At 62.7% G+C, this 19,770-nt stretch carries 18 protein-coding genes and 1 other RNA gene; 9 read left to right on the top strand and 10 right to left on the bottom strand.

All coding sequences use genetic code 11. The features are described from left to right. Window positions 1-237: 237 nt before the first annotated feature. The 6 genes from AC1PLA_RS08185 to hrcA all read right to left on the bottom strand — a co-directional run bounded on the left by AC1PLA_RS08185 (window position 238) and on the right by hrcA (window position 7,633). Window positions 238-1,365: a prephenate dehydrogenase gene (locus AC1PLA_RS08185; RefSeq protein WP_481105957.1), complete on the bottom strand. Its 1,128-nt coding sequence runs from the start codon at window positions 1,363-1,365 to the stop codon at window positions 238-240. Next, window positions 1,362-2,270 (bottom strand): pyridoxal kinase, encoded by a 909-nt coding sequence (gene pdxY / locus AC1PLA_RS08180; RefSeq protein ID WP_481105956.1) that lies wholly within the window; start codon window positions 2,268-2,270, stop codon window positions 1,362-1,364. Before pdxY ends, AC1PLA_RS08185 begins: the two co-directional genes overlap by 4 nt. A gap of 334 nt (window positions 2,271-2,604) precedes the next feature. After that, window positions 2,605-3,735, bottom strand: coding sequence for a molecular chaperone DnaJ (gene dnaJ, locus AC1PLA_RS08175; RefSeq protein WP_039511676.1), 1,131 nt, complete (start codon window positions 3,733-3,735; stop codon window positions 2,605-2,607). Between the two features lie 159 nt (window positions 3,736-3,894). Beyond that, complete coding sequence (gene dnaK, locus AC1PLA_RS08170; protein ID WP_016901561.1) at window positions 3,895-5,820, bottom strand: molecular chaperone DnaK; 1,926 nt, start codon at window positions 5,818-5,820, stop codon at window positions 3,895-3,897. 142 nt (window positions 5,821-5,962) lie between these two features. After that, window positions 5,963-6,481, bottom strand: a complete 519-nt coding sequence (gene grpE, locus AC1PLA_RS08165) for a nucleotide exchange factor GrpE (RefSeq protein WP_010366360.1) — start codon at window positions 6,479-6,481, stop codon at window positions 5,963-5,965. Window positions 6,482-6,580: 99 nt separating this feature from the next. Continuing rightward, the gene (hrcA, locus tag AC1PLA_RS08160; RefSeq protein ID WP_016901562.1) at window positions 6,581-7,633 is read right to left on the bottom strand and encodes a heat-inducible transcriptional repressor HrcA; all 1,053 of its coding nucleotides are present in this window, start codon (window positions 7,631-7,633) and stop codon (window positions 6,581-6,583) included. A gap of 116 nt (window positions 7,634-7,749) precedes the next feature. Here hrcA and recN point away from each other — a divergent pair, with 116 nt between their 5' ends. Next, entirely contained in the window at window positions 7,750-9,414 is a 1,665-nt protein-coding gene (recN, locus tag AC1PLA_RS08155) for a DNA repair protein RecN (RefSeq protein ID WP_039520448.1), read from the top strand. 113 nt (window positions 9,415-9,527) lie between these two features. On the opposite strand, the gene fur is transcribed toward recN, so the two are convergent. Next, window positions 9,528-9,938, bottom strand: a complete 411-nt coding sequence (gene fur / locus AC1PLA_RS08150) for a ferric iron uptake transcriptional regulator (protein ID WP_016901564.1) — start codon at window positions 9,936-9,938, stop codon at window positions 9,528-9,530. Window positions 9,939-10,042: 104 nt separating this feature from the next. Between fur and AC1PLA_RS08145 the strand changes: the two genes are divergently transcribed. Next, on the top strand, window positions 10,043-10,438 hold the full coding sequence (locus AC1PLA_RS08145) for an outer membrane protein assembly factor BamE (protein ID WP_039528130.1): 396 nt from the start codon (window positions 10,043-10,045) through the stop codon (window positions 10,436-10,438). A 276-nt stretch (window positions 10,439-10,714) separates the two neighbouring features. On the opposite strand, the gene AC1PLA_RS08140 is transcribed toward AC1PLA_RS08145, so the two are convergent. Together AC1PLA_RS08140 and AC1PLA_RS08135 are read right to left on the bottom strand one after the other, a co-directional pair. After that, a complete protein-coding gene (locus tag AC1PLA_RS08140; protein WP_016901566.1) occupies window positions 10,715-10,990 on the bottom strand; it encodes an RnfH family protein in 276 nt (91 codons plus the stop codon). Window positions 10,991-10,992: 2 nt separating this feature from the next. Beyond that, window positions 10,993-11,424 carry a type II toxin-antitoxin system RatA family toxin gene (locus tag AC1PLA_RS08135; protein ID WP_016901567.1) on the bottom strand — a complete coding sequence of 144 codons (432 nt, stop codon included), beginning with the start codon at window positions 11,422-11,424 and terminating at the stop codon, window positions 10,993-10,995. A gap of 60 nt (window positions 11,425-11,484) precedes the next feature. On the opposite strand from AC1PLA_RS08135, the gene smpB reads away from it, so the two are divergent. After that, on the top strand, window positions 11,485-11,988 hold the full coding sequence (gene smpB / locus AC1PLA_RS08130) for an SsrA-binding protein SmpB (protein ID WP_039520446.1): 504 nt from the start codon (window positions 11,485-11,487) through the stop codon (window positions 11,986-11,988). A gap of 145 nt (window positions 11,989-12,133) precedes the next feature. Here the strand turns inward: smpB and AC1PLA_RS08125 are convergent, their stop codons facing one another. Continuing rightward, window positions 12,134-14,593 carry a S8 family peptidase gene (locus AC1PLA_RS08125; protein ID WP_481105955.1) on the bottom strand — a complete coding sequence of 820 codons (2,460 nt, stop codon included), beginning with the start codon at window positions 14,591-14,593 and terminating at the stop codon, window positions 12,134-12,136. Between the two features lie 133 nt (window positions 14,594-14,726). On the opposite strand from AC1PLA_RS08125, the gene ssrA reads away from it, so the two are divergent. The 6 genes from ssrA to AC1PLA_RS08095 all read left to right on the top strand — a co-directional run bounded on the left by ssrA (window position 14,727) and on the right by AC1PLA_RS08095 (window position 19,737). Next, window positions 14,727-15,123: a transfer-messenger RNA gene (gene ssrA, locus AC1PLA_RS08120) on the top strand. A 311-nt stretch (window positions 15,124-15,434) separates the two neighbouring features. Continuing rightward, complete coding sequence (locus AC1PLA_RS08115) at window positions 15,435-16,760, top strand: site-specific integrase (protein ID WP_481105954.1); 1,326 nt, start codon at window positions 15,435-15,437, stop codon at window positions 16,758-16,760. A 159-nt stretch (window positions 16,761-16,919) separates the two neighbouring features. Next, on the top strand, window positions 16,920-17,570 hold the full coding sequence (locus AC1PLA_RS08110) for a Cap15 family cyclic dinucleotide receptor domain-containing protein (RefSeq protein ID WP_481105953.1): 651 nt from the start codon (window positions 16,920-16,922) through the stop codon (window positions 17,568-17,570). Continuing rightward, on the top strand, window positions 17,570-17,746 hold the full coding sequence (locus tag AC1PLA_RS08105) for a hypothetical protein (RefSeq protein WP_481105952.1): 177 nt from the start codon (window positions 17,570-17,572) through the stop codon (window positions 17,744-17,746). The genes AC1PLA_RS08110 and AC1PLA_RS08105 overlap by 1 nt, the downstream gene beginning before the upstream one ends. Before the next feature lie 5 nt (window positions 17,747-17,751). After that, window positions 17,752-18,684 (top strand): nucleotidyltransferase family protein, encoded by a 933-nt coding sequence (locus tag AC1PLA_RS08100; RefSeq protein ID WP_481105951.1) that lies wholly within the window; start codon window positions 17,752-17,754, stop codon window positions 18,682-18,684. Window positions 18,685-18,807: 123 nt separating this feature from the next. Next, on the top strand, window positions 18,808-19,737 hold the full coding sequence (locus AC1PLA_RS08095; RefSeq protein WP_481105950.1) for a HEPN domain-containing protein: 930 nt from the start codon (window positions 18,808-18,810) through the stop codon (window positions 19,735-19,737). The last annotated feature ends 33 nt before the right edge of the window (window positions 19,738-19,770 follow it).

The raw sequence follows: 19,770 nt of genomic DNA, 5'->3' as shown, positions 1-19,770 counted from the left end.
CAGCCGTTGCAGCGCAATGGCTGCACACAGTTATCCACATGCTTGTGCAGGTTTCATCCACACCCTGTGTGGATGAAAGCGGTGCGCCTTGTCCGGCATTGCGCCCAGCGACAATCACCGTCGCGCATGGGGCCATCGCATGCAGTGTCATGCGGCCAGCACGTGATCGGTGACTGACATCTGCACCCTGATGCGGCCATCGACAGTGGGCAAGCCCACGGCCGCCCCGCACTGCTGCTACCCGTTCCGGTCGGAACGCTCCAGCACCCGCCCGATGCCGCTGCGGTCGATTTCGCTGGCTGCCCGCGCCAGCGCGGCGCGATCGCTGCCCGGCTCGAACCCGATGCGGAAATGCAGCTCGCCCACCGGCGTGCGCGAGGAGTGGATCGACGACAGGTTCACCCCGTGCTGCTCGAACACATGCAGCAAGGCACGCAACGACCCGGGCTGGTCTTCCGGCAGATACACGCTCAGGGTCAGCGGTTCGGTGAGGTCGGCCAGCAGGTAGCCCACGCGCTCATAGGTGTAGTTGCCGGCCGCGAGCGATTCGCCCTGCAGCGCCTGCGCGTTGTCGTCCAGGAACCGGACGCGAAACTGCGCGCGCGCCGCATCGTCACCTTGCGCGACCAGGGCGCGCAATTCCTGCAGTTGCAGCAACAGCCGATCGAGCATCTCGCCGACATAAGGATTGCCGAACTGGATGTCTTCGTAGATCGCCGGATTGAGCGAGAGGATGCGCGCGATCACCGCGGTATCCAGCTCGAACGAGGCCGAGCGATACGGCATCAGCGCGCGCAGCTCGCCGAGCAGCGGCGCGTAGTCGCGCAAGGTGCCGGCCTGTGCCAGATGGGTGGCGTGCACCATTGCCTGCACCAGCGCCATCACGCGGTCGTGGTGCTCGGGCGTGGCGTACACGCACTCGGCCTGCAACGCGGTACACAGCGCCTGTACCCACGTGGACCAGTGCTGCAGGCGTGCCTGGCAGACCACCATCACCCGCCCTTTCAAGGTGGGCGATTTGGGCGGTGCGGTCATCGGATGCAGGCCGACGACCTCGGCCGGCGAGGCAAGCATCGCGGCGACCGGTGCCTGCTTGATCGAGGTGACATCCATCCACAACTGCGACGCGGCACGCGGGCCGGCAAGATCCACATAGCGCTCGATCAAGCCGGCGGTGTGGCGGATCGGTGCAGAGAAAATCAACACATCCGCTCGCTGCGCCAATGTGGCTTCGTCGATGTCGCCGTCACCGGCCGGATCGAAGCCGATCACCTCCAGCCGCATGCGCGTGCGCAGGAACTGCGCCAGCCAGCGTCCGTAGGCGCCGGCGATGCCGACGATGCCGACCACCGGCTGCGCCATCACGCCAATCGCTCGACGGCAAAGCGCGGTGCGGCCGCGAGTGCGGCCGGTGCGGCGGCCAGCACATCGAACTCTTCGAAGCCTGCAGCCAGGGTCGCTTCCAGCGCGCTGTGCACGCCGCCGAGCGCATGCCCCACCGCCTGCTCGAACGGCACCCCGCGCAGCAGCAAACCGATCAGCAAGGCCATCAGCACATCGCCGGTGCCGGCCACATCCACTGGCAGATGCGGCGTGGCCCAGCGATACACCGCCGTGTCGCTGACCGCCAGGGTCACCAGCTCACCGGCCGCACCGGCCACGCTGTGTGCGAGCACCCATTGCGGGCCGCGCGCCAGCAGTGCGCGCGCGGCGACGATGGCATCGTCCTGCTGCAGACTCGGCAAACCGGTCAGGCGCCCGAGCTCGAACGCATTCGGCGTCACCAGCCAGGCATGCGGCAACAGCCGCTCGGCGAAGACGCGCTCCAGTCCAGGCTCGACATACGGGCCGGTGTGCGTGTCGCCGATCACCGGATCCAGGCAATACCGCAGCTGCGGCGCCTGCGGCAGGGTCTGCTCGAGCCAGTCGGCGAATGCCTCGCCATTGGCCAGGCTGCCGAAGTAGCCGGAGACCAGCATGCGCGCACGCTGCGGCAGGCCGCGCTCGGTGGCACCCAGCAACAGGTCAGCCAACCAGTCGGCCGGCAGGATGCGGCCGCGCAAGGTGGCGTAGAACGGCGCGTTGCTCAGCAGCGTGGTTGGCACTTCCGCCACCCGCAGGCCCAGCGCACGCAACGGCGGCACCGCCGCGCTGTTGCCGGCATGGCCATAGACCAGTTGCGATTGCACCGAGATCACATCGATCGGCGAAGGACCATCCGGGCGCTGGCGGCGACCGTGGACGAGGTGACTGTCGGGGGCATTGTTCATCGCCGCATTTTACGCCAGCGCCACCGCGCGCCCAGCGTCGATCGATGCGCCCACCGTCCGCTCGCCGCTGCACGCACCGCCGCCAGGCTGGTCTATGCGCTGGCAGCAGTCGCTATCGCCCTTACCTCTGTGGGCTCCCGCCGCACAAACGTAAATGCCGGCCCCCGGGGCCGGCATTGATAGGGAGAACCTCGCTCAGCCGTGCAACTCTCCGGGCATTCGGAAGCGGGCGTCCGCATTTGCGAATCCCGAATCGCCACGCTGGCGCACCATCCCTGCAGGCCCGGCCACACCGCCCTTACGATTCCCCAATCCCGACCCCCGACTCCCGGCCTCAGGACGTCATCCGATCCCAGAAGCCCTTGACGCCGTCGATGAACGTGGCCGACTTGGGCGAATGCTTGCGTGCATCCTCACCGGTGAACGTGGCTTCGAACTGCTGCAGCAACTCGCGCTGGTCGGCGGTCAGATTCACCGGCGTTTCGACCACCACGCGGCAATACAGATCGCCTTCGGTGCGGCTACGCACCGAGCGCACGCCCTTGCCGCGCAACCGGAACAGCTTGCCGGTCTGGGTTTCGGCCGGAATGCGAATCTCCGCCTCACCGCCCAGGGTCGCCACGCGCACGGTATCGCCGAGCGCCGCCTGCGAGATACGGATCGGCACTTCGCAATGCAGGTCGTCGCCATCGCGCTGGAAGATCGCATGCTCGCGCACGCGCACTTCCACATACAGATCGCCTGGCGGCGTGCCGGCCGGACCGGCCTCGCCCTCGCCTGCCAGGCGGATGCGGTCGCCGGTATCCACGCCGGCAGGCACCTTGATCGACAGCACCTTGTCTTCTTCCACGCGACCGGCGCCGTGGCAGGTCTTGCACGGATTCTGGATCAGCGTACCGCGTCCGTCGCAATGCGGGCAGCTCTGCTGCATGGCAAAGATGCCGCGCTGGATGCGCACCTGGCCGCGTCCGTGGCAGGTCCCGCACACTTCCACCTTGCCGTCTTCCGAACCGCTGCCGTGGCAGGGCTCGCACTCGATCAGGGTCGGGATCTCGATGCGGCGCTCGATGCCGGCGACGGCTTCTTCCAGATCCAGTTCCAACACGTAACCGACGTCGGCGCCACGTCGCGCAGCGCGCGGACCGGCGGCGCCACCGCCGAAAATATTGCCGAAGATATCGCCAAAGATATCTCCCATGTCCGGGCCACCCGGCCCACCGCCACCACCGCCCATGCCGTGCTCGAACGCAGCGTGGCCATGCGCATCGTAGGCGCGGCGCTTGTTGCCGTCCGACAACACTTCATAGGCTTCCTTGCACTCCTTGAACATCGCCTCGGCAGCAGCGTCGCCTGGATTGCGGTCCGGGTGGTGCTTCATCGCACAGCGCCGATACGCCTTCTTCAGCTCCTCGTCGCTGGCGCCACGGGCAACGCCCAGCACTTCGTAGTAATCGCGTTTGCTCATAAGCCGGTATTGGGGATTCGTGATTTGAGATTCGTTGAAACGCAAAAGCGGACAGCATGCGCTGGTCCGCCTTGGCGACGCGACGCGTAAAGGATATCGGGATGGGGATCGGCAGCTTTAGCGGCTGCCAATCCCCACTCCCGACTCCCAAATCACGGCTTACTTCTTGTCGTCCTTGACCTCGGTGAACTCGGCGTCCACCACGTCGTCGGCGGCCTTGGAGGCCTGCGCGTTGCCGCTGGCCGCATCGGCGTTGCCGCCCTGCTCTGCCGCGGCGGCGGCTGCGTACAGCGACTGGCCGGCTTCTTCCAGGGTCTTGCTGCGGGCTTCGATCTGCGCCTTGTCGTCGCTCTTCATGGCGGTTTCCAGATCCGATAGCGCCGCTTCCACCTTGCCGATCACATCGCCACCGACCTTGCTGCCATGCTCGGTGATCGCGGTACGGGTGGCGTGGATCAGGCCATCGGCCTGGTTACGGGCCTGCACCAGTTCCTGGAACTTCTTGTCTTCCTCGCGGTTGGCTTCCGCGTCGGCGACCATGCGCTGGATCTCTTCGTCCGACAGACCCGAACCGGCCTTGATCTCGACCTTCTGTTCCTTGTTGGTCTTCTTGTCCTTGGCCGACACGTGCAGGATGCCGTTGGCGTCGATGTCGAACGACACTTCCACCTGCGGCATGCCGCGCGGCGCCGGCTCGATGCCGGACAGGTCGAACTTGGCCAGCGACTTGTTGAAGCGGGCCTGCTCGCGCTCACCCTGCAGTACGTGCACGGTCACGGCCGACTGGTTGTCCTCGGCGGTGGAGAAGGTCTGCGAGGCCTTGGTCGGGATGGTGGTGTTCTTTTCGATGATCTTGGTGAATACGCCGCCCATGGTTTCGATACCCAGCGACAGCGGGGTCACGTCCAGCAGCAGCACGTCCTTGACGTCGCCGGCCAGCACGCCGCCCTGGATCGCAGCGCCCACGGCCACGGCTTCGTCCGGGTTGACGTCCTTGCGCGGTTCCTTGCCGAAGAAATCGGCAACCGCCTGCTGCACCTTCGGCATGCGGGTCTGACCGCCGACCAGGATCACTTCGTTGATGTCGCTGGCGCGCAGGCCGGCATCGTTCAACGCGGTGCGGCACGGCTCGATCGACTTCTTGACCAGGTCTTCCACCAGCGCTTCGAGCTTGGCACGGGTCAGCTTGATGTTGAGGTGCTTCGGGCCCGAGGCATCGGCGGTGACGTACGGCAGGTTCACTTCGGTCTGCTGGCTGGTCGACAGCTCGATCTTGGCGCGCTCTGCGGCGTCCTTCAGGCGCTGCAGTGCCAACGGATCCTTGCGCAGGTCGATGCCCTGATCCTTGTTGAATTCGTCGACCAGGTACTCGATGACACGGTTGTCGAAGTCTTCGCCGCCCAGAAAAGTGTCGCCGTTGGTGGCCAGCACTTCGAACTGCTTCTCGCCATCGACTTCAGCGATTTCGATGATCGACACGTCGAAGGTACCGCCGCCCAGGTCGTACACGGCGATCTTGCGGTCGCCGCCGTTCTTGTCCAGGCCATAGGCCAGGGCGGCCGCGGTCGGCTCGTTGATGATGCGCTTGACGTCCAGACCGGCGATGCGGCCGGCGTCCTTGGTGGCCTGACGCTGGCTGTCGTTGAAGTAAGCCGGCACCGTGATCACGGCCTCAGTGACCTTTTCGCCCAGGAAGTCCTCGGCGGTCTTCTTCATCTTTTCCAGCACGCGCGCAGAGATTTCCTGCGGTGCCATACGCTTGCCATCGCTGGTCTGCACCCAGGCATCGCCGTTGTCGTGGGCAAGAATGCCGTACGGCACGTGCGAGATGTCCTTCTGCACTTCGGCGTCGGTGAACTTGCGGCCGATCAGGCGCTTCACCGCGTAGAAGGTGTTCTTCGGGTTGGTCACCGCCTGGCGCTTGGCCGAGGCACCGACCAGCACTTCGCCGTCCTTGGTGTAGGCGACGATCGAAGGCGTGGTGCGGTCGCCCTCGGAATTTTCGATGACGCGGGCCTTGCCGCCGTCCATGATCGACACGCACGAGTTCGTGGTGCCGAGGTCAATACCAATGATCTTGCCCATGGATACGCTCCTGATGATTCTGTAGCTGTGTCCGGCGAAGCCGGGTCTGGCTGAGATGTGGGGGTGGTGCGCAGGTGTTCAAGCCACCTGCACGAATCTGCGTTTCGCGCATGCGCCCGGCAGTTCAGCCGGGCGCTGCGGTTCAGTCGTGCTTGGCCACGACCACCAGGGCCGGGCGCAGCAGACGCTCGTTGAGCAGATAGCCTTTCTGGAACACCTGCACCACGTGGCCCGGGGCGATACCCTCGGCCTCGCCCTGGCTGATCGCCTGGTGCTGGTCCGGGTTGAACGGCTGGCCGACCGGGTCGAGCAGGGTCAGGCCGTTGTCGGCCGCGACCTTGAGCAACTGCTTGTAGGTCATGTCCAGGCCATCGCGCAGCGGGCTGGGCTCGGTGCCGGCCGCAGTCAGGCCGGCATCCAGGCTATCGAACACCGGCAGCAGCTCGCCCAGCAGCTTCTCGTTGGCGAACTTGCGCGCGTTCTCGACATCGCGGGCGATGCGCTTGCGCTGGTTTTCCAGATCGGCCCGCTCGCGCAGGGCATCGGCCTTGACCAGCGCGATCTCGCTGCGCAGCGACTCAATCTCGGCCTTGAGCGGATCGGTCTCGGGTGGGTTCTGGGACAGGTCTTCGGAGTCGAATTCGGGGTGGTCTTGGTTCATGTGCAGTTCCCGGGCAAGCGGAACGCCCGCCCCAACGTCACCCCGTATGTGGGCGCGCGCGCGCGTTTCAAGCAAAACGATCGTCTCGATCGCTGCCGCTTATCGCGTGCCGGGCGGTTCCATGGCCGCGCCCAGCACCTGGGCGGCGGTCTGCACCAGCGGAATCACCCGGTCGTAGGCCATGCGTTTGGGCCCGATCACGCCCAGCACGCCCAGCACCTGGCCATTGGCGGCATACGGCGCGGTGACCAGCGAGACATCGTCCAGCGACACCATGCCGGTCTCTTCACCGATGAAGATGCGCACGCCCGGCGCCTGGATGGTGCGTTCGAGCAGTTGCAGGATCTCGCGCTTGCTGGCGAAGGCCTCGAACAGCTCGCGCAGCCGGTCCAGGTCGGACAGGTCCTGCACGCCCATCAGGCGGGTCTGCCCAGCCATCACCATATCGTCGGCGTCGGCCGGCACCAGCGCCTCGCTGGCCAGATCCACGCTGTGCGCCAGCAGCTGCTCCATCTCGTTCTTGGCCATGCGCAGCTCGCGCAGCAGCGAGGCGCGGATGTCCGACAGCGCGCGCCCGGCAAATTGCGCATTGAGGTAATTGGCCACCCGCTCCAGCTCGGCCGGTTCGTAGGCCCGGCGCGGCTCGATCACCCGGTTCTGCACCTCGTTGTCGGCAAACACCAGGATCGCCAGCACCCGGCGCGCGTCCAGCGCCACGAAGTCGATATGCCGGAACGCGAACTGCTCGCGCCGCGGCGCGCTGACCACGCCGACGAAATGGCTCATCGCCGACAGCATCTGCGAGGCGCTGCCCAGCAGCGACTGGGTGCCGTTGCCGCTGGCAAGCTCCGCGCGCAGGCGGCGCACTTCTTCCTCGCCGGGCGGCTGCATCTGCACCAGGCTGTCGACGAACACCCGGTAGCCGTGCGCGGTGGGCACCCGCCCGGCCGAGGTATGCGGAGAGCTGAGCAGGCCCACATCCTCCAGATCGGCCAGGATGTTGCGGATGGTGGCCGGGCTGACGTCCAGCCCGGCGTGCTGGGCCAGCGTCTTGGAACCGACCGGCTCGCCATCGCGGATATAGCGGGCAATCAGCGTCCGCAGCAATTGGCGTGCGCGGGGATCGAGCGTTGGGGACTGTGACGCGCGCATGGGATCATCCGGTGAGACTGGGCATAGATAATGTCTGGCCCTGCGGTTGGCAAGCGTCTTATTCCCTGCCCGCCGCTCCCACCCTAAGCTTCCCCAAAGCGTTCACACTCGACCCCATGCTCAGACACCTCTCCATCAAGGATTTCGCCGTCGTCCGCGCCACCGAACTGGAATTCGGGCCAGGCATGACCGTGGTTTCCGGCGAAACCGGCGCCGGCAAGTCGCTGATGGTGGACGCACTGGGCTTCCTGTCCGGGCTGCGCGCCGACAGCGGCGTGGTCCGCCACGGTGCCGACCGCGCCGAGCTGTCGGCCGAATTCCAGCTGCCGGCCCAGCACCCGGGCCTGACCTGGCTGTCGGACAACGAGCTCGACGACGATGCGCAATGCCAGCTGCGCCGGATCATCCGTGCCGATGGCGGCTCGCGTGCCTGGATCAACGGCCGCCCGGTGACCTCTTCGCAACTGGCGGAGCTGGCCTCGCGGCTGGTGGAGATTCACGGCCAGCACGAACACCAGGCCCTGATGGCCCGCCATAGCCAGCTCGCCCTGCTTGATGCCTATGCCCGCAACGGCGCGCAGCGCGAGCAGGTGCGCCAGGCCAGCCAGCGCTGGCAGGCCCTGCTGGACGAACGCGATGCGCTGTCCGCGCAGGGCGATGTCTCCGACCGCATCGGCTTTCTGGAACACCAGCTCGGCGAACTGGAACGCGAGGACCTGGACCCGGCCGCGATCGCCGCGCTGGACGTCAATCACCGCCGGCAGGCGCATGCCACCGCATTGATCGGCGCCTGCGACAGCGTGGCCCTGCAGCTCAATGGCGACGACGGCGCCTCCGCCCTGGGCCTGCTGCAGGACAGTCGCCACGACCTGGCGCGCGTGGCCGAGCACGAGCCACGCCTGGGCGAGGTCGATGCACTGCTGGACAGCGCGGTCATCCAGATCGAGGAGGCGCTGGCCCTGCTCGACCGCGTGCGTGACGACCTGGAGGCCGACCCGGCCCAGTTCGAGGCGATGGAGCGCCGGCTCGGCCGCTTGCACGATCTGGCCCGCAAGCACCGTGTCACCCCGGACGAACTGGCCGCCCAGCGCGACCGCATGAGCCTGGAAGTGGAGAGCCTGCGCGGCGCCGACGAGCGCCTGCAGCAGCTGGACAAGCATATCGAGGCGGCGATCGGCGTCTGGCGCAGCGCGGCCAGCAGCCTCAGCGCCAGCCGCAGCACCGCTGCCGAGGCCTTGTCGGCCGCCACTACCACGCTGATCGGCGAGCTGGGCATGGGCGGCGGGCAGTTCCTGATCCAGCTGCAGCCCCAGGACACCCTGCGCCCTGACCCCAACGGCGCCGAGCGGGTGGAATTCCTGGTCGCCGCCAACGCCGGGCAGCCACCGCGCGCATTGCGCAAGGTCGCCTCCGGCGGCGAGCTGTCACGGATTTCGCTGGCGATCGAGGTCGCCGCGCTCGGGCTGGACAGTGTGCCGACCATGGTCTTCGACGAAGTGGATTCCGGCATCGGCGGCGCGGTGGCCGACATCGTCGGGCAAAAGCTGCGCGCCCTGGGCGAAGAGCGCCAGGTGCTGTGCGTGACCCACTTGCCACAGGTGGCCGCCAAGGGCCACGCGCACTATCGGGTCAGCAAGGCGCCGGTGGACGGCATGACCCAGAGCGCGGTCGAACTGCTCGGCCCGCAGGCGCGCCAGGAAGAACTGGCGCGCATGCTGGGCGGGGTGGAAGTCAGCAAGGAAGCCCGCGCGGCGGCACGCAAGCTGCTGCAAAGCGCCTGAGCCGCCGGGCGCTGTCTCGGCCGCCATCGGGGTTGCCCAGGCAGCCGATGGCGGCAAACGCACAAGGCGGCCGAAGCCGCCTTGTCGTTACCGCGATGCCACCCAGCTTGCCGTCAGCGCGGACGCTTCTTGCGCACGTACAGCACCAGCGAGTGCTCTTCCAGCTCGTAGCCATGCTGGGCGGCGATCTGGCGCTGCAAGGCCTCGATCTCTTCGCTCTCGAACTCGATCACGTGGCCGGTGTCCACGTCCACCATATGGTCGTGATGGCCGCCGCGATCCAGCTCATAAACCGCCTGGCCGCCTTCGAAATTGTGCTTCAGCACCAGACCGGCGGCCTCGAACTGGGTCAGCACCCGATACACCGTGGCCAGACCGATTTCGTCGCCATGATCGAGCAGCTGCCGATAGATGTCTTCTGCGCTGAGATGGTGCTGGTTGCTCTTCTGCTCGAGCAACTCCAGGATCCGCATCCGCGGATGGGTCACCTTGAGCCCGACTTTGCGCAGGTCGTGGGTTTCCATATGTTCTCCGTTCATTGGCGATTTAGCGCCAGCTGCCATCAAACGGGTCGCGGCGACCGGCGGGAGTGTATCATCGGCGTGATTTCCTCAGCACTTAATCCCCGATGCGTAATCTCCTGCTGGTCGCCGCCGTTGCTCTTTCCACCGCTGGCTGCGGCATCATCTACAAGCAGCCGATCTACCAGGGCAATCTGATCAAACAGAATGCCGTGGAGCAACTGCAGGTAGGCCAGAGCAAGCAGCAGGTCAGCGCGTTGCTGGGTACCCCCTCGATCCCCGATCCATTCCATTCGCAGCGCTGGGACTACACCTCCACCCAGCGCGTGGACCGTCTGGCGCGCACCGAGATCAAGAACTTCACCGTGTTCTTCGAAAACGAGCAGGTCGTTCGCTGGGAAGGCGATTATTTCCCGTCGCAGGACGAGCAGCTGGCCAAGTCGGCGCCCAAGCAGTTCGGTCGCAATCTGGCCCGCGACAAGAAGAAGCAGCGCGGCCGTTGATGCGCTTGGTCGCTTACCGCGTAATCGCCTGAGTGTTGGCTGGACCAGAAACGCATCCGTTTGAACGGATGCGTTTTTCATTTGCCTAGTCGAAAAGATGTGTTCGATCAGGAACTGCAGCGCTGATCCAGATATCGACATCTGCGGCTTTTTGTCAGCCGTCTCGGGGCGACATGCGCCTGTTCAAGCTACCGGCTGCGCTCGCTTGTCTAGATCACTCACCAGAAGAGCTCGCTGTTGCGCACGGCGCGCATGCATCGCAGTGCCGGCCAACAGCTATCCGTTGGGACCGGCCTTTTTGCTCGGTCCGGCACGCCGCCGCCGCGCCTCCTTCGGGTCCAGCAGCAGCGGCCTGAGCAATTCCACCCGGTCGCCGTCGCGCAGCACCTGATCCGCGCGTGCGATCAGCCCATGGATCGCCTGCGCGGCAGGTGGTCGATCCGGTGCCAGACCGGAGGCGGCAATCGCCTCGGCCACGGTGGCGCCCTCGGCCAGCTCCAGCGACACCGAACTGCAGCGGTCCGGCCAGGCCAGCACGACGTCGACCCGCATGCTCAGACGTCGCCGCGATCGGCGACCCGCACGAAATCGTTGACCATGCGGTCGGCCAGGCCCTGAAAGCCCAGCGCCAGCGCCGGGCCCAACAGTCGCGAGCTGGTTTCCACTTCCAGGGTCAGGCTGACCTTGCAGGCGTTCTCGCCCAGCGACTGAAACTCCCACAGGCCTTCCAGGCGCTTGAACGGCCCGTCGCGCAGATGCATGACGATGCGCTGCGGGCGTTCGAGCACGTTTTCGGTGGTGAACCAGGTGCGGAACGACCCCAGCCCCAGATCCAGCCGCGCCACGATATGCGCCTGGTCCTGTTCAAGCACCTGCGCAGCATCACACCAGCCGAAACGGCGCGGATAGGCGGCAACATCATTGACCAGATCGAACATGCGGGTGGCGCTGTGTTCGACCAGGGCGCTGCGACGGATGGTAGGCATTCGCTAACTTGTGAAAGACAGAAGATCGTTTGATGACGCCGAATCGGCGACAATGGCGGCATGAGCAAGAAACCAGCCAAGGATAAAGCAAACGGCGCGACGGCCACGAAAACCATCGCGCTGAACAAGCGTGCGCGCTACGAATACCACCTGGAAGAGCGCTACGAAGCCGGCCTGGCCCTGCAGGGCTGGGAGGTCAAGGCGATCCGCGCCGGCCGCGCCAACATCATCGATGGCTACGCCTATGTGCGCTCCGGCGAGATCTTCCTGATCGGCGCGCAGATCACCCCGCTGATCCAGGCCTCCAGCCACACCGTGCCGGTGGAACGCCGCGATCGCAAGCTGCTGCTGCACCGCCGGGAAATCGACAAGGTGCTGAGCAGCGTCGAACGCGACGGCTACACCCTGGTGCCCACCGCGCTGTACTGGAGCAACAACAAGGTCAAGCTGGAAATCGCACTGGCCAAGGGCAAGCAGAATCACGACAAGCGCGACGCCGCCAAGGACCGCGACTGGCAACGCGACAAGCAGCGCGTGATGCGGCGGCATAACCGGGATGCGTGAGTAGCCGGGATTGGGGATTCGGCATTGGGGATTGGTAACGGCAAAGCCATTCGCAGCCGGCGCTGGGCTGTCTCCAAGCCCTGGTGAGCAACAAGGCGACGCGTAGAACTCGTGCTTTTGCGAATCCCCAATCCCGACTCCCGAATCACGTCGCTCCAAGCATCCGCATCAAATTCGGCACTCCCCTGCCCTGCACATAGCGATCGCGTTGCAGGTCGGTGCTGGTGTCCAGCATCAGCTGCTTGACCCGATCCGGGAAGCCGATGAACTCGCGGCGGGCGGAGAGGAAGCCGGCCAGCACGCCGGAGACGTGCGGTGCGGCCATGCTGGTGCCGCTCATCTCCACCATCAGGCTGGCCGGATCTTTCGGGTCGAAATCGTAATAGGCCGACAGGATCTTTTCGCCCGGCGCCACGACATCCGGCTTGCCGCGTCCATCGGCGGTCGGTCCGCGTGACGAAAAATACGACACGCCGTAATTGTGCGGGCTGCTCTTGTGCACCGAGCCGACCACGATGGCGTCTTCCAGATTGCCCGGGTCGCTGATCGACAGATCCATGTTGGCCGGATATGCATCGCCGTCGTTGCGCATCAACCAGGCCAGACCTTCGTTGCCGGCGGCCACCACCACCAGCACGCCTTGCCGCCATAGCCGCCGCAACTCGTTGCACAGCGGCGTAAAACCGCAGCCGTAGCTCTCCGGATCGAAGTAACCGCCCAGGCTCAGATTGACGCCGTGGATGACCAGCTCGCCGGCGCGCTCGTTGATCGCTGCCACCTGCTGCACCGCCTTGATCATCCACGAATCACGGCCGTTGCCGGCATCGTCCAGCACCTTGAACCCGTACAGTTGGGTGTCCGGCGCCATGCCGGCAAACTCCAGCGGTTTGCCCGGGTTGCCCTGCGCGTCGGGAATCACCGCGCGGCTATGGCCGGCGATGATCCCGGCGATATGCGTGCCGTGCCCGTGCCGATCCAGCCGGGCGAAGGCATCGCCGTCGGCGCGCGTCAATCGCCTGGCTGCACCCCGCCGCGTGCAATCCCATTGCGCCACCACCGTGTCGCGCTCTCCCTTTGCGAAGAAATGCGGGTGACTGGCTGCGATACCGGTGTCCAGCACCGCCCAGCCGATCTGTTGCCCGCGTGCGCGATACGCGGTGCGCGCCGCATCGGCATGCAGGACGTTACCGGACGCGTTGATCAACGCGCGCTTGCCGGCATCGCGCCACACGCGCCGGAATCCTAGCGCGCGGTAGCGGTCCTGCAGCGATTCGATCTCGAACCGCGTCAGCCGCGCCGACACAAACCGCTGCAAGGCATCTTCCAGCTCGATCGCCTCGTCTAGCGCATCGCCGCTCAAGCCGGTGGTCGCTGCAGCGGTCTGGCGCAATTGCGCCAACAGCAGCGCACGCGTGGCGGCCGGGTCGTCGCCCAGCAACCGGCGATCCAGCTCGATCAGCACCTCATGCCGGTACTCGGCGCCATGCGCTTCCAGCTGCTCGCTGAGATCCTTGATCAGCACCGCATTGGAGACCGGTTGGTCGAAGCCGACGCCCACCGCTTCGCGCACCGCCGCGCGCACCTGCGGAATCGACAGATAGCCCGAGCCCGAATGCGCGTTGTGCTGCCAGTCCGGATTCAGGCGCGCGCCCGCGAGGTTTTCGAAACGCCCCTTGGCGTTGGCAATGTCGTCGCCGAGATCCGGATCCAGCGCGATCGGGTCGCGCGTATCGGCCACGTTGATCCAGCGCCGCACGCACGCGGGAAACGGCAGCTTGCGCGTGCCGGTCCAGCGCTTGAACATGCTGCGCACCTGCGGCAGGCCCAAGGGCGAGCCCAGGGTCAGGAACAGGATGACCTCGCACTCGGCCGCCTGGAGCTGACGCAGCACGTCAAAGGCGATCATCGATCCCTGGCTGTGCGCCACCACCACAAACGGCCCGCCACCCGAACGCAACCGCTGCATCAGGCTCTCGCGCATCAAGGCCGCACGCTCGGGCACGAAGAACAAATCGTGCACGTCCTGCAGCAGCGCAGCGGAGATCAGCCGCAGCAGCACGCGGTTGATCGCATCGATCGGACCTTTGGCCTGCACCTCGCCCGCCGCCGGCATCGCGGGCGCGGCATCCAGTTCATCCAGCAAGCGGTGCAGATCGACACGCTCTTGCTCGCTCTGCGCCAACGCATCGGCGAGCAGATGCAGATCCTGCTCGCCTGGCACCAGCCCAAGCGTGCTCAGGGCGCGCTGCACGCTCTGATTGAGCGCCGGGCCGACATCGCGCGCATCGCAGTTACCGGGTTCGGCAACCGGATAGCGCTCGCGATTGACCCAGTACGCCAAGCGCGTGCGCTCGCCCATCGGCCGCCCGAACAAAGCCTTGTCCCACTGACAGCGCAACACCTCGGCCGGCGGCTTGTTGCCGATGCCATGGATGTAGATCACGGTGCGCGCCTTGCCCTGCACGCGCGTCGGCCCGCTGTCCTGCGCCTGCTGCTGCGCGGCTCTGCCTGAGGAGGGCCGAGGCCTGGGGGCGTCGACGCCCGATGCGCGTTTGCGGGGCGTGCTGCGTGCCTGCCGCGGACCTGGGGGCTTGCCTGTCGCCATCGTTTGGCTCCTTGATTACCAGACTTTTCCGTCCGATAGGACTGAAGCCACTGTAAGCGCTGCACGTCTCACCACTTGTGACAGGGCGCTCCGATCCCTACACTGATCAGGTCAGCGTTTTGATGCTTTCCCCGGGGGTGCACTGGTTTCGACGGGGGTCGCGAAGTCGCTTGGCGCATGCCGAGGGGGCAGCTTTCCTCGTTAATCCAGCAGCAAACTTTTAGTTGCCAACGATGACAACTACGGTTCGGACTTCGCTATCGCCGCTTAATTGGCTTTAGTTGTAGTTCTACAGCCGCCTAAGGCGAACCCCCGAACCTACTTGTGCCCGTGCTCGTAGGTGTAGGGTCATTATCACGGAACCATCGGTAGTGGCTGCCTGTCAGCTACCGGTTAGATAAAGCAGGCTGGTTTCCAGGTGCGCTTTGCCAACCGTGCTGCCTGGGAATGAGATCCAACGGAGGGCTAAGCATGTAGTGCTGGGGATGGAGTGCTTCCGGACGGCGGTTCGATTCCGCCCACCTCCACCATCTGATCGCGGAAAAGAGCAGTAAGTGCTTGATTTCGCGAAGGTTAGGCCCGGGGTTTGATGTTCAGTTTGAGCCTGCGTTAGGTATCAAACGAGGTATCAAACCCCGTGCCGAAGCCTTATTTTTTGCGCCGCCCTGCTGGGCTCTATGTGCGCTTCTTTGTCCCGACCGACCTCCAAGCTCTCGTTGGCTCGCGCTACCTTGTCCGTCCCGTTCGCTTGTCCCCGGGTGATGCTGCCCGACTGGCCGTAGCTCGAACTGCTGTGGCACTCTCGGAAGCATTCGATCGGATGCGGCGGGGGGCAAGCAGCATGAAGGACGATTTGCTGAGCCAGGCTTTGGCCGCGTTGCAAGGGAACGAAGCACGCCCCTACACCATTAAGGTCGGTGGCGTGGAGCTCTCTGCCAACGGAGCAGACGATCACGCCCGGCTGCTGGACGCACTGAAACATCTCCCCCTTCAGCAACTGGCTTCTGTGAAAATCGCCGGACCGCTGCTTTCAGAGCGCGCGGCCATCCACATCAGTGAAATGCGGCGTGTGGGGCGAAGCGCGAAAAACGTGCTCGACACCGAACACAGCCTGGGTCTGTTTGTGGCGCTTGTCGGCGACAAACCGGTCGAAGACTACAAGCCCGATGATGTCCGCCAGTTCCTGGATGCGCTTGAGCACTATCCAAGCAACGCTACCAAGAAGGCGGTGTTCGCCGGCCTCACCCCTGTCGAAATCCTGAGCAAGGCGCGGCAAGGTGGTCATGAACTGCTGAGCATGCGCACCAAAGAAAAGCATCGGGATCGTATTGCGTCCTTCTTCAACGCCTTGGCGAACGAAGACCTGATTAGCAAGGCGCCTCACAAAGCCATCCTCAATCGTGCCAAGTCGCTCACCGATGAGCCGAGTCGTGATCCGTTTAGCCAAGCCGAGCTTGAAGCCCTGCTTGAACTGAATGCGTTCACTTCCTGGGCCCGCAAGTATCCGCACCGATGGTTTGGCACGCTGTTGGGATTTGCCACCGGTGCTCGGGTCAACGAGGTCGCTCAGCTCTATGTTGACGACATCGGCAAGGTCGGCGATTTCTGGGGCGTGCATTTCCGGGGAGCCAAGCCGGATCAACGCTTGAAGAACCCCCACTCCTCCCGCTTTGTGCCCCTACCCACATCCCTGATCGAGGCTGGGTTCTTGGTCTATGTGGATGAGGTCAAGCACGCAGGCTTTGAGCGACTGTTCCCGCACTTGGCCTACAACGCCGAAAACGGCTACGGCGACGCGCTAGGGGATCAGTTCCGGGCCTATGCGATCAAGCAAGGACTGACCCAACGGCTCAAAAGCTTTCATTGCTTCCGGCACACCTTGTCCAACTCGCTGGTCAATGAGCACGGCGTGTCGCTTCCGATTTCCCAGCAAATCACCGGCCATGAGTTGACGCTTCCGCCGGGCTTGAAGCATTACGTTGATCCGCCTTCTGTTCCCGCTCGCTTTTCGGCCATTGAACAGTTTGGCCCGCCGCTTCCCCTTCCCGCTTATACGCCTGGGCAATTTGATCGTGCGTTCAAGCAGGTTCGCCACATGGAGCGACGACGCGAGCAAGCGGCAAAGAATAGAACGACTAAGGCGCGGACCACCGGTTGGAGGAATTAAGCAGCTTGAGCGTTCTTGTCCCGCCACTGCCTCCCCACTTCAGTCTGACTTCCTTCGTAGCGACCACACCTAAGCGAACCCAACAACATAATTTCAACGATTCACGACTACGGACGTATTTCAACCGTCGCATTCTTTGAGACTATTAGCGACCATCCTATGGTGGTTGAAAAAACAGGGGCTCAAATGGATCATGAGTATGTAGTGCTCGGCGGGATCAACCGGGCGCAGATCGGGAAATACCTCGCCAGAACAGCTTCGATTGTCTCAGGCCTATTGGTCTGGACCCTTTTGCAAGCCGTCGACATCGCGAAGGGGCTCGGCCTTAGCGCAAACCTACCGCCCGTTGTCCTATCTCTGCTCGGTGCAGGAACGGTGTATGCCGTTCTTTACTTAATCTTTCCTCGCTGGATCTGGCGCATCCCACTCGTCATGCAATGGTTAAAGGTTGCTGATCTCTCCGGCACATGGATTTGCGAAGGTCATCCCTTCCCACGTCCTGATTCGCACGCCGTCAATTGGACGGGAACGATGACGATCACGCAGGACTGGGACAGGGTGCGGATCCACCTAGATGCGGGTCTATCAAAATCTAACAGTGACGTTGCGGGCTTGGTTTCGGATCCCATTGAAGGATTTGTGCTGCTTTACAGCTATCGCAATGAGCCCAAAGCTGGAGAAACACAGCTCAACGCTCATCGTGGCTTTGCACGACTGGTGTTCGTAAAAGACATGAAGAGTGGTAACGGCGATTACTTTACCGGTGATGGACGTCACTCGTCGGGCAATTTCACACTAAGGAAGCAGTGATGGCAAAGACTATTAATGAGCGTATCACTGCCTTGAAATCAAGACGCAGTGGCGAGGACCGATTTGATCTCTTGGTAGAGGACAAAGCTGCTTTGGCTAACTACATCGGCAAAATGCTGCGCGAGGAGGTATGGGAAAAGAAAGCTTCTAATAAACCCACACGCGTTATGCTTTAGGCGCAATGCAAGAAGTGGATGCAGATTACACCCGTATAAGCACTGAGACTGCAATGCGAGTAGCAAATCAGCTCGAAAAGCGCGTAAAAGCATTTAACCTGGAATTTCATCTTCAAGGATCCGTCCCGCTAAATGTCCACATCCGGGGAGTCAGCGATGTAGACCTCCTTACGCTCATTAATGAGCGATTCTACAACTATGATCCTAACGGGATTCGCGCTTTGGCCGGGGCTTATCAGCCAACGCAACTGACTTCTTTACAGGAGCTAAAAGATCTTCGAAATGAGGAAGAGCTGGCGTTACGGAACGCGTTCCAGGCAGCGAAAGTTGATACAACGGGAAGTAAAGCAATCAAAATTTCCGGCGGATCGCTTGCCCGGTCAGTCGATGTTGTCCCGTCCCACTGGCATGAGACCGCCGCTTACCAACAAAGCGGCGCGATGCATGATCGCGGAGTCATCATCTTAGACAAAAAGACAAACTCTACAATGACAAACTTCCCCTTCAAGCACATCAAACAGGTGTCAGACCGAGATAATCTTACACTTGGCTCGCTTAAAAAATCTATACGACTGGTCAAGAATGTCAAAGCTGATTCAGATAGGACCATTGCACTGCCAAGCTTTGATCTCGCAGCAATCATGTTCCACGCCAACCCGACGGCCCTTCGCGCGGGATATACGTTCGAACTTGCCATTTTAGCAGAGACTCAACGCCACCTTGATTATCTTTATCATCATCCTGACGAGGCAAAACTACTCGATGTCCCTGATGGCACGCGACGCATTTTCGACAGCCAGGCAAAGCTTGACGCACTGTTTAGCTTGTCTGTCGAACTGGATGAATTGCTCGAAGCTGTTGCCAATGAGCATCAAGATCACCAACCTGCCAAAACTCATTATGAGCGCCGACAGTTACTAGAAGCCGTCCAATTATGACCCCCATCCATAAATTGAAAAATTCTAAAAATTAAACTGCAACCACCAGTGGCGAGATTTTATAATGACTTATTTCAAAGACGACGCCACCACTACATCCCCATTCATAACAGAGTAATTATATTGAAATCGGAATGGAACGCGCCACCGAAGCCCGAGTCAAAACACGACTTCGACCAGATGATGATGGGGCTGGACGAGCACTTCAATGGATTGGACCTGCATATCCATCAACGTCCTGGCAATGCGGCCATTCTCATTGCCCAAACTTACGGGAAAGGGCAAAAAATCATTCTTTTTGGCGGTGGCCCGCCTGGTGACAGCCGGCCATTTTCTGCGACCTGGCTCTCTCAACGAGCTCATTCTTGGTATGAGCAGCGATATGGGGAAGACATCAAAGTTCTGCCTTCTCTTGGCTTTTTCATTATTCCACTTGAATACCGAGCATGGAAGGTGCGTGGACCTTACAGCAACGGCAGCTTACGCTTGGTATGTGATCGACGTCTTCATCAAGGAGAAAAAGAAAACATCATCAGTCGTGGCCCTATCGATGTGAACATGCTCGATTGCTTTGAGGGGATGACTCAGTCGTATGCTGATACGTTAGATGAAAAAGCATTCGATGAAGTCGCATCGCGTTTTCTCGTGGGTTTGGATGCTTTGACATTCTTAGACGCAATCGCTCAAAGCGACGACCCGCTGTTTCGACAAGCACGCGCAGATTACAACCATAGCGTCGAAGCACTGACGAGCGTTGAGCGTAGCTATGGCAAAGCAAGACGAGATACCGCCACATGTGCTGAAAAGGTCATGAAGGGACTCCTCGCGAGTAAAGGCATACCTTTCAAATCAAATCATGAACTTGTCAAGTTTGCACAAGCACTCAATGACCAAGGCGATCTTCATGTCGATCTTGAGCTGGCATCCTTGCTCTATACAGATGCAAGTGTGAGCTACGGAAAAGCAGTTTCGAAGGAAGAAGCTCTCGCAGCCCACGCCACTTTACTGCGTTTTTTGTCGGAACTACTTGTTCAGGCCTTTGGGAGGCCGTAACAGATTCTTTCCATGCATTGATCACATTTTGCT

The organism is Xanthomonas sp. NCPPB 1826, assembly GCF_056725285.1.
The sequence above is the reverse complement of the archived record's forward strand: the minus strand, read 5'-3'. Positions and strand labels throughout refer to the sequence as shown.